The sequence below is a fragment of the Janthinobacterium sp. LS2A genome, assembly GCF_036543145.1.
GTDB lineage: Bacteria > Pseudomonadota > Gammaproteobacteria > Burkholderiales > Burkholderiaceae_D > Janthinobacterium > Janthinobacterium aestuarii.
This window is the reverse complement of the sequence record NZ_JAZHPB010000003.1, coordinates 580,620-590,078: the sequence shown is the minus strand read 5'-3', so window position 1 is coordinate 590,078 and position 9,459 is coordinate 580,620. Positions and strand designations below refer to the sequence as shown.

Sequence of the window (9,459 nt, the reverse complement as noted above, 5' to 3'; positions counted from 1 at the left end):
CGCGCGTTACGCTAATCCGACCTACGTGGCCTGCAACGGAAGTAGGTCGGATTAGCGCGTAGCGCGTAATCCGAAAACATTGTTGGCCTCGCGGGATCAGCTACCGCGGTAAGTGGAATACGACCAGGGCGATACCACCAGCGGCACGTGATAGTTCTCATCCGTATGCGCGATGCCGAAGGACAGGGTGACCAGGTCGATGAAGCGCGGCGAGGGCAATTCCACTCCTTGGGCGGCGAAATAGTCGCCGGCATTGAACACCAGTTCATATTGCCCTGCTTTCATGCTGTCGCCTTCCAGCAAGGGAGAACTGCAGCGGCCATCGCTGTTCGTCATATCCATCTTCAATAACACTTTTCCTTCCGGCGCGACTGAAAACAGGGCGACCTTGACGCCGGCTCCCGGTTTGCCGTGGGCGATATCGAGTACATGCGTGCTGAGTTTTCCCATTTGCTATCCTGTATATAGGGTGAGTGAATGTGCTTATCGTGCAAATCATATACCGGTGGCTGCGCCTGGCTATATGATTGGGCATATAGCCAACATTGTCCTCCTATAGGCGCGCCTCCGCATGAACAATTACGAACATTATCCTCGCGACTTGATCGGCTATGGCCGCACGCCACCCCATCCGCAATGGCCGGGCAAGGCCCGTATCGCCCTGCAATTCGTCCTCAATTACGAGGAAGGGGCGGAAAACAGCGTGTTGCATGGCGATCCTGCATCGGAAACGTTTTTATCGGAAATGATCGGTGCGGCCGCTTTTCCTGCGCGCCACCTGAGCATGGAGTCGATTTACGAATACGGTTCGCGCGCCGGGCTATGGCGCTTGCTGCGCATGTTCGAGGAGCGGCGCCTGCCGCTGACGGTGTTTGGCGTTTCGATGGCCTTGAAACGCAATCCGGAGGCGGTGGCAGCCTTCCAGCAACTGGGTCACGAGATTGCCTGCCACGGTTTGCGCTGGATTTCCTATCAAAACATGGATGAAGCAACGGAACGCGAACACATGCGTGAAGCCGTGCAGATCATCCGCGAATTGACGGGTTCCGCCCCGCAAGGCTGGTACACGGGGCGCGATTCTCCGAATACGCGCAAACTGGTGGTCGAACATGGCGGTTTCCGCTATGACGCCGATTATTATGGCGACGACCTGCCATTCTGGGAAAAGGTGGCGTACACGGATGCCGCTGGCATGCCGGCCGTGCAGCCGCAACTGATCGTGCCCTATACCCTGGACACGAACGACATGCGCTTTGCCGCCATGCAGGGCTTTAATTCGGGCACGCAATTTTTCGACTATCTGAAAGATGCCTTTGATGTGCTGTACGCGGAAGGCGATCCGAACGGCTTGAATCAACCGAAGATGTTGTCGGTAGGCCTGCATTGCCGTCTGGTGGGGCGGCCTGGACGGGCCGCGGCGTTGGCGCGCTTTCTCGACTATGTGCAGGGCCATGAGCAGGTGTGGATCACGCGCCGCATCGATATTGCCGAACACTGGCATGCGACGCATCCGTTCCAGGCATAAGTTCTATTGAGATAGGATGATAAGTAAAATCAGTCTTTGCATATAGTTGTCCCATATGCCGGTGTTAATCTCCTATACTGGGACTATACCGAGGCCAGCATGTCAGAACCTATCCGCTTTTACTATCGTGGTGCCGTACAGGAAGTACGCAACGCCGCCCCTACGCAGACTGTGTTGCAGCACCTGCGCGAGGATTTGCATTGCACGGGCACCAAGGAAGGCTGCGCCGAGGGTGATTGCGGCGCCTGCACGGTGGTCATCGGCAGCCTGGTGGACGGCCAGGTCGAGATGAAAGCCGTCAACGCCTGCATCCAGCTCACGCCCACTCTCGATGGCAAGGCCCTGTTTTCCGTGGAAGACTTGCAGCAGCCCGATGGCGCCCTGCACCCGGTGCAGCAGGCAATGGTCGAGTGCCACGGTTCCCAGTGCGGTTTTTGCACGCCCGGATTTGTCATGTCCTTGTGGGGCATGTATCTGGAGAAAAACGGCGAGACGCCCACGCGCTGCGAAATTGACGACACCCTGTCGGGCAATCTGTGCCGCTGCACGGGCTACCGACCCATCATCGATGCGGCCAGACGCATGGGTGAATTGCCGCATGTGGCATTCGATCGCGATGCGTTGCGCGTGCAATTGCAGGCGCTGCAGCGCGGCAGCCTGACTACGTATGAACACGGCGGCCAGCACTTCCACGCGCCGCGCACCCTTGAGGAACTGGTGGCGCTACGCGCGGCCAAGCCGCAAGCCTGCCTGCTGGCCGGCTCCACCGATATTGGCCTGTGGGTGACCAAGCAATTGCGCGATCTGGGCGACATCATTTATCTCGGCAACGTCGCGGCGCTGAAAACCATCGCCGAGGATGACGGCAAGCTGCACATCGGCGCCGGCGCCAGCCTCAACGATGCCTATGCGGCGCTGTGCGAACATTATCCGGAAGAATTGTCGGAACTGTGGCAGCGCTTTGCTTCCTTGCCGATCCGCAACGCCGGTACCTTGGGCGGCAATGTGGCCAATGGTTCGCCGATCGGCGACTCGATGCCGTGGCTGATTGCGCTGGGCAGCGAGATCGTGCTGCGTGGACCTGCTGGCCAGCGCATCATGCCGCTGGAAGATTTTTATCTCGGTTATCAAAAGAAAGATCTGCAGCCAGGCGAATTCGTCGAAGCCGTGCGCGTGCCCTTGCCCCGTGCCGATGTGCATTTCCGCACGTATAAATTGACCAAGCGTTTCGACCAGGATATCTCGGCCGTGTGTGCCGCGTTTGCCTTTGAGCTCGATGGCGAGCGTATTGTTGACGCGCGTATTGCCTTTGGCGGCATGGCGGCCACGCCGCAGCGCGCCGCGCAAACGGAGGCATTCTTGCGTGGACAGGCGTGGACGGAAGAGAACTTGCTCATCGCCATGCGCTTGCTGGCCGACGATTACGCGCCGCTGTCGGACATGCGCGCGTCGAACACTTACCGCATGACGACGGCGCAAAACCTGTTGCGCCGCTTCTGGCTGGAAACTCGCCCCGATGCGCCTTTGCTGTGCATTGCCGTCAACGCCTACGCTTGCCGCGCCTGAAAGGACCAGCATGAACCATCCTGCCACGCCCGAACTGCAAGCGGCCGCCTGGGCCGCCGTGGGCAAGCCCAGCCCCCATGAATCGGCGCAATTGCATGTGCTGGGGCAAGCCACGTACACGGACGATATCGCCGAGCTGCAAGGCACCTTGCACGCGGCGCTGGGTCTGTCGCAAAAGCCGCACGCGCGCATCACGGCCATGGATTTGTCGGCAGTGCGCGCCGCTACGGGTGTTGTCGCCGTCTACACGGCACACGACATTCCCGGCACCAATGACTGCGGTCCCATCATCCATGACGATCCCATCCTGGCGGCGGAACTGGTGCAATACGTGGGCCAGCCCATCTTCATCGTGGTGGCCGATACGCATGACCATGCGCGCCGCGCGGCCCGCCTGGCGCAAGTGTCGTATGAGGAATTGCCCGCGATCATGACGCCGCAAGCGGCCAAGGCCGCGCAATCGTATGTGCTGCCACCGATGCAGCTGACGCGCGGCAACTACCAGGCCGCGTTCGAGGGCGCGCCGCACGTGGTCAAGGGCCAGCTGTATGTGGGCGGCCAGGAACAGTTTTATCTGGAAGGACAGATTTCCTACGCCATCCCGAAGGAAGCGCAAGGCATGCTGGTGCTGTGTTCGACCCAGCATCCGAGCGAGATGCAGCACGTGGTGGCGCATGCGCTGGGCGTGCATTCGCACAACATCACCGTCGAATGCCGGCGCATGGGCGGCGGTTTTGGCGGCAAGGAATCGCAGTCGGCCCTGTGGGCGGCGGCCGCATCGATTGCGGCGGCGAAATTGAAGCGTCCCGTCAAATTGCGCGCCGACCGCGACGACGATATGCTGGTGACGGGCAAGCGCCACTGTTTCTACTATGAGTACGAAGTAGGCTACGACGACGATGGCCGCATCCTTGCCGCCAAGGTCGACATGACCACGCGCGCCGGATACTCGGCCGACTTGTCCGGCCCCGTTGCCACGCGCGCCGTCTGCCACTTCGACAACACCTATTACCTGTCCGACGTGGACATCCGCGCCGCCTGCGGCAAGACGAATACGCAGTCGAACACGGCCTTCCGGGGCTTTGGCGGGCCGCAGGGCGCCATTGCCATCGAGTACGTCATCGATGAAATTGCCCGCCATTTGAAACGCGATGCGCTCGATATCCGCCTGCTCAATTTCTATGGCCGCAACGATGTAGAAGGACGCAACGTCACGCCGTACGGGCAGAAAATCGTCGACAACGTCATTCATGAACTTGTCGCGGAACTGGAAGCGAGCAGCGATTACCGCGCGCGCCGCCTGGCTATTGATGCGTTCAACGAGGCCAGCCCGATCCTGAAGAAGGGCCTGGCATTCACGCCCCTGAAATTCGGTATCGCCTTCAACGTCACGCATCTGAACCAGGCCGGTGCGCTCGTGCACGTGTATGTCGATGGCTCCGTGCTGGTCAACCATGGCGGCACGGAAATGGGGCAGGGCATCAATACCAAGGTCATGCAAGTGGTGGCGCACGAACTGGGCCTGGATATGGACAAGGTACGGGCCACGGCCACCGATACCAGCAAGGTGGCGAACACGTCGGCCACGGCGGCCTCCACCGGTGCCGACCTGAACGGCAAGGCGGCGCAGGATGCGGCGCGCCAGATCCGTGAACGCCTGGCCGATTACGCGGTCAAACTGTACGGTGGCGAGACGGACGCTGTTCGTTTCTTCGACAACCATATCCTCGTGAATGGTCACGTCGTGCCGTTTGCCGAGCTGGTGCAGAAGGCGTATCTGGCCCGTGTACAACTGTGGTCGGACGGTTTTTATGCCACGCCTGGCCTGTCGTGGGATGCGAAGACGATGACGGGCCATCCGTTTTCGTATTACGCGTATGGCGCGGCCGTGGCCGAAGTGGTGGTCGATACCCTGACGGGCGAATGGAAGCTGCTGCGTGCCGATGCCTTGTACGATGCGGGCCAGTCATTGAATCCTGCGATTGATCTGGGTCAGGTGGAAGGCGCATTTATCCAGGGCATGGGCTGGCTGACGACGGAGCAGCTGTGGTGGAATGCGGCGGGCAAGCTGATGACGCATGCACCATCGACGTACAAGATCCCCGGCATTTCCGATTGCCCGGAAGATTTTCGCGTCCAGCTGTTCCAGAACCGCAACGTGGAAGACAGCATTCACCGTTCCAAAGCCGTGGGTGAACCACCATTGTTGCTGCCGTTTTCCGTGTTCTTTGCCATCCGCGACGCCATTTCCAGCGTCGGCCATCACGCCGTGCAACCACCGCTGAATGCGCCCGCCACCAGCGAGGAAATCCTCAAGGCGGTGATGGCCGTGCAAGCGGCGCATGCCGGCGCATAGGGGCTGACGATGAGCGACTGGCTGACAGCAATCGAGAATGACGCGCAGGCATCCGTGCTGGTGACGGTCGCCCTGGTGGAAGGTTCCGGTCCGCGCGAGGCGGGCGCGAAGATGCGCGTCACCCTCGATAGTCAAATGGACACCATCGGCGGTGGCCATCTGGAATTGCGCGCCGTGGAAATCGCCAAGACCATGCTGGCCACGGGGAACACCCATGCGCGGCTCGAGCGTTTCGCGCTGGGCCCCAGTCTCGGGCAATGCTGCGGTGGTGTCGTCCACCTGGCTTTCGAGTATGTCAATGCCAGCCTGCATGCGTTGCTGGTCGCCTTGCGCGAACGCCGCCAGCAAGACAGCTGGCGTTTGACGGCGCTCGACGGTGAACCCGCCTCGGCGCTGTTTGACGCCGCTGGTAACTTGATCGCTGGCACTGGCGAACAGGCACCCGACACGTTTTCGCGCGAACGCAGTACCCATGTCGCTCAGGATGGCAAGGGGCGGCGCTGGCTGGTTGACCCCTGCCTGGCGCCGCGCGCCCACCTGACCTTGTTCGGCGCCGGCCACGTGGGTGCCGCCATCGTGCGCGCGCTGGCCCACTTGCCCTGCAATATCACCTGGGTCGATGAACGCGAAGACATGTTTCCCGCGCAGATACCTGATAATGTCCGCATCGCCGCCACCGACACGCCCGAGGAATTTGTCGCCATGGCGCCGCCCGGCGGCAGTTTTCTCGTCATGACGCATAGCCATGCGCTCGATCAGCGCTTGACGCAAGCCATCATGGAGCGCGAGGATGCGGGCTGGTTCGGCTTGATCGGTTCGCACACGAAACGCAAGCAGTTCGAGCACCGCCTGCGGGCGCGCGGCGTGCCGGACGAGCGCATCGCCGCCATGGTGTGTCCGATTGGCATGCCCGGCATCCGCAACAAGGCGCCGGCCGTGATCGCCGCCTCCGTTGCCTGTCAATTACTGATGGTGTGGGAAGAGGCGGCCGCTGCCGTCCTGGCCGCACCGCTGCGGCTGGCCTCTGCCAGCGCGCCACCGCGCCGCCGAACACGCGCCGCCATTCACCCGTTATAGAAAGAAGTCATGCCGATTGTTCCTGCCACATTGCAAGCTTACCGAGCCAGCTTGCTGCACTTCCACGCCGATCCCGCTTTTAGCGAGGAGGCGCACGCCTGGCATGCGGACGGCTTGCTGATCGTGGCCGATGGCAAGGTCGTGGCCGCCGGCGATTACGCGCAGTTGCAGCCGACTTTGCCGCCGGGCACGCAGATCGTCGATTATCGCGGCAAGCTGATCGTGCCCGGTTTTATCGATACGCATCTGCACTTCCCGCAGACGGAAATGATCGCCTCGCCCGCACCCGGTTTGCTGCCGTGGCTGGAAACGTACACCTTTCCGACCGAGCGCGCGTTTGAGAATCCCGAGCATGCGCGCAACGTGGCTGAGTTTTTCCTCGACGAACTGCTTCGCTGCGGCACCACGACGGCCATGGTGTATGGCAGCGTGCATCCGCAATCGGTCGATGCCTTCTTTGGCGCCAGTGAGGCGCGCGGCTTGCGCATGGTGGCAGGCAAGGTCATGATGGACCGCAATTGCCCCGAGTTCCTGCGCGACACGGCCGAGTCCGGCGCGCGCGAAAGCGAAGAGCTGATCCGGCGCTGGCACAAGCACGGCCGTTCGCTGTATGCGATCACGCCCCGTTTCGTGCCGACCTCGACGAATGAACAGATGCATCTGGCGGGCGAGCTGGCGCGCGCCTATCCGGATACGTATTTGCAGACGCACGTGTCGGAAAACGAGGATGAATGCCGCTGGGTACGCGAACTGCATCCGCACGCGCGCAGCTACCTCGATGTGTATGACCAGTACGGCATGCTGCGCCCGCGCGCCATGTTCGGCCATTGCATCTGGCTTGACGAGCGCGACCGCGCGCGCATGGCGGAAACATCGTCGGCGGCCGCCATTTGCCCGACGTCCAACCTGTTCCTCGGCAGCGGCCTGTTCGATTTCGAGCGGGCCGATGCGGCGAAAGTGCTGCTGTCGCTGGCTACCGATGTGGGCGGCGGCACCTCGTTCTCGATGTTGCAAACAATGAACGAAGCCTATAAAGTAGCACGCTTGAAAGGCAGCTATCTGCCCGCCTTGCGCATGTTTTACCTGGCGACCCTTGGCGCGGCGCGCGCCATGCAACTGGAAGGCACCCTGGGCAATTTCACGGCCGGCACGGAAGCGGACTTCATCGTGCTCGACAAGCAATCGACGCCGCTGCTCGAGCGCCGCACGGCCGGCTGTCAAAGCCTGGAGGAATTGCTGTTTGCCTTTGCGCTGCTGGGCGACGACCGCGCCGTGGCCGCCACCTACTCGGGCGGGCAATGCGTGCATGTGCGGGGGCAAGGCTGACCTACCCGTTGTTCAACACGAATTATCCTGAGCGAGAACGCGAATGCACAAGAAACTCACTGGCCTGGCGCTTGGCGCCGCGCTGGCATTGACCGGAACGGCGCAGGCCGCCAAGGTCACGCCGTCTTCCAACGAGGCGGCTACCGCGCGCCATTTTGCCGCTCTGGTTGCCGGTGCGCAGCCGAAGACAGCCGAGTTGAGCCTGTTCTTTTCCATGATGCCCAAGGGCGGTGATCTGCATCATCATTACTCGGGCGCCATTTACGCCGAGCAATTCCTCGACTGGGTAGACAAGGAAAACTATTGCGTCAACAAGACAACTTACCGCATCGAAAGCAATAAGGACGTTGTGGCGGCCGAGCGCGCCAAGCCGGCCGCGCAGCGTGCCTGCCTGTCGTCCACGGAAGTATTTGCCGACGCGGGCTTGTATGCGGAATTGCTGCAGCGCTGGTCGACCAAGGATTTCTATAACCACGGCGCCATCCAGACGCCACCGGACCGCACCTTTTTTGATACCTTCGGCTACTTCGGTCCCGTGGCATCGAGCAACACGGCCGATGGCCTGAAAACCCTGAAGCAGCGCGCCATCGCGGAAAACCTCAGCTACATCGAGACGATTTTCGAGCTGTCGCCATTCGTGCAAAACGCGCAGTTCGACCAGCAGGTGCTGGCGCCGGGCTTGCAGCCGGCAGCGTTGCAAGCTGTGCTGGCCAACTGGTCGCAGAGCCTTGAGCAGGATACTGGCTTCCAGAAAAGCATCACCGCCTATAACGATAACGTCAACGCCAGCAGTGCCGGCATCGATGACGCGAACTTCACCATGCGTTACCAGGCGTATGTGCTGCGCTTCCTGTCGCCATCGCAAGTGTTTTCGTCGATGGTGGCCGCGTTCAAGGCAGCGAGCTTGAATCCGCTGCTGGTGGGCGTGAATATCGTGGGCCAGGAAAGCGTGAACGTATCCATGCGCGATTACAGCCTGCACATGGAAATGTTCAAGTTCCTCAAGGCAAAGTATCCGAACGTCAAAATCGCCCTGCACGCCGGCGAACTAGCGCTGGGCATGGTGCCGCCGGAAGGCATGGCCTTCCATATCGCCGAAGCCGTCGATGTGGCGGGCGCCGACCGTATCGGCCACGGCATGGATATCGCGTACGAAAACAATGCGCTGGCAACCATGCAGAAAATGCGCGAGCGTAACATTCCAGTGGAGGTGAACCTGACCAGCAACGATTACATCCTCGGTATCAAGGGCCAGGCCCATCCGATCACCCTGTATCGCAAGTATGGCGTGCCGTTCGTGATCTCGACCGATGATGCGGGCGTCTCGCGCAATACCTTGTCGAATGAATACGTGCTGTTTGCCAGCCAGTACAAGACCGATTATGCGGAAATCAAAAAGCTGTCGTACAACAGCCTGCGCTATTCCTTCCTGGCGGAAGCGGACAAGCAGCGTTTGCTGAAAGCGCTCGATGCCCGTTTCACCCGTTTTGAAGCGCAAATTGCCGCAGCCGACAAGGCAGGCAAGGGTGGAAAACCGTAAGTTGCGCGACGTTCAGAACTGATACTCTTAAATGGCCGGATATTCCGGCCATTTTTTATTCCTCATCTT

The 9,459-nt window shown here is 60.9% G+C and carries 7 protein-coding genes; 6 read left to right on the top strand and 1 reads right to left on the bottom strand.

Annotation, left to right across the window (positions count from 1 at the left end; all coding sequences use genetic code 11):
* Nucleotides 1–96: 96 nt before the first annotated feature.
* Nucleotides 97–450 carry a hydroxyisourate hydrolase gene (uraH, locus tag V3C40_RS12770; protein ID WP_072454221.1) on the bottom strand — a complete coding sequence of 118 codons (354 nt, stop codon included), beginning with the start codon at nucleotides 448–450 and terminating at the stop codon, nucleotides 97–99.
* Nucleotides 451–571: 121 nt separating this feature from the next.
* Between uraH and puuE the strand changes: the two genes are divergently transcribed.
* The 6 genes from puuE to V3C40_RS12740 all read left to right on the top strand — a co-directional run bounded on the left by puuE (nucleotide 572) and on the right by V3C40_RS12740 (nucleotide 9,390).
* Complete coding sequence (puuE, locus tag V3C40_RS12765) at nucleotides 572–1,525, top strand: allantoinase PuuE (protein WP_072454222.1); 954 nt, start codon at nucleotides 572–574, stop codon at nucleotides 1,523–1,525.
* 99 nt (nucleotides 1,526–1,624) lie between these two features.
* Nucleotides 1,625–3,091, top strand: a complete 1,467-nt coding sequence (gene xdhA / locus V3C40_RS12760) for a xanthine dehydrogenase small subunit (RefSeq protein ID WP_331777612.1) — start codon at nucleotides 1,625–1,627, stop codon at nucleotides 3,089–3,091.
* Nucleotides 3,092–3,101: 10 nt separating this feature from the next.
* On the top strand, nucleotides 3,102–5,447 hold the full coding sequence (gene xdhB, locus V3C40_RS12755; RefSeq protein ID WP_331777611.1) for a xanthine dehydrogenase molybdopterin binding subunit: 2,346 nt from the start codon (nucleotides 3,102–3,104) through the stop codon (nucleotides 5,445–5,447).
* Nucleotides 5,448–5,456: 9 nt separating this feature from the next.
* The gene (gene xdhC / locus V3C40_RS12750) at nucleotides 5,457–6,524 is read left to right on the top strand and encodes a xanthine dehydrogenase accessory protein XdhC (RefSeq protein ID WP_331777610.1); all 1,068 of its coding nucleotides are present in this window, start codon (nucleotides 5,457–5,459) and stop codon (nucleotides 6,522–6,524) included.
* Nucleotides 6,525–6,533: 9 nt separating this feature from the next.
* Nucleotides 6,534–7,850 (top strand): guanine deaminase, encoded by a 1,317-nt coding sequence (gene guaD / locus V3C40_RS12745; RefSeq protein WP_331777609.1) that lies wholly within the window; start codon nucleotides 6,534–6,536, stop codon nucleotides 7,848–7,850.
* A gap of 43 nt (nucleotides 7,851–7,893) precedes the next feature.
* Nucleotides 7,894–9,390, top strand: coding sequence for an adenosine deaminase family protein (locus V3C40_RS12740; RefSeq protein ID WP_331777608.1), 1,497 nt, complete (start codon nucleotides 7,894–7,896; stop codon nucleotides 9,388–9,390).
* Nucleotides 9,391–9,459 lie beyond the last annotated feature (69 nt).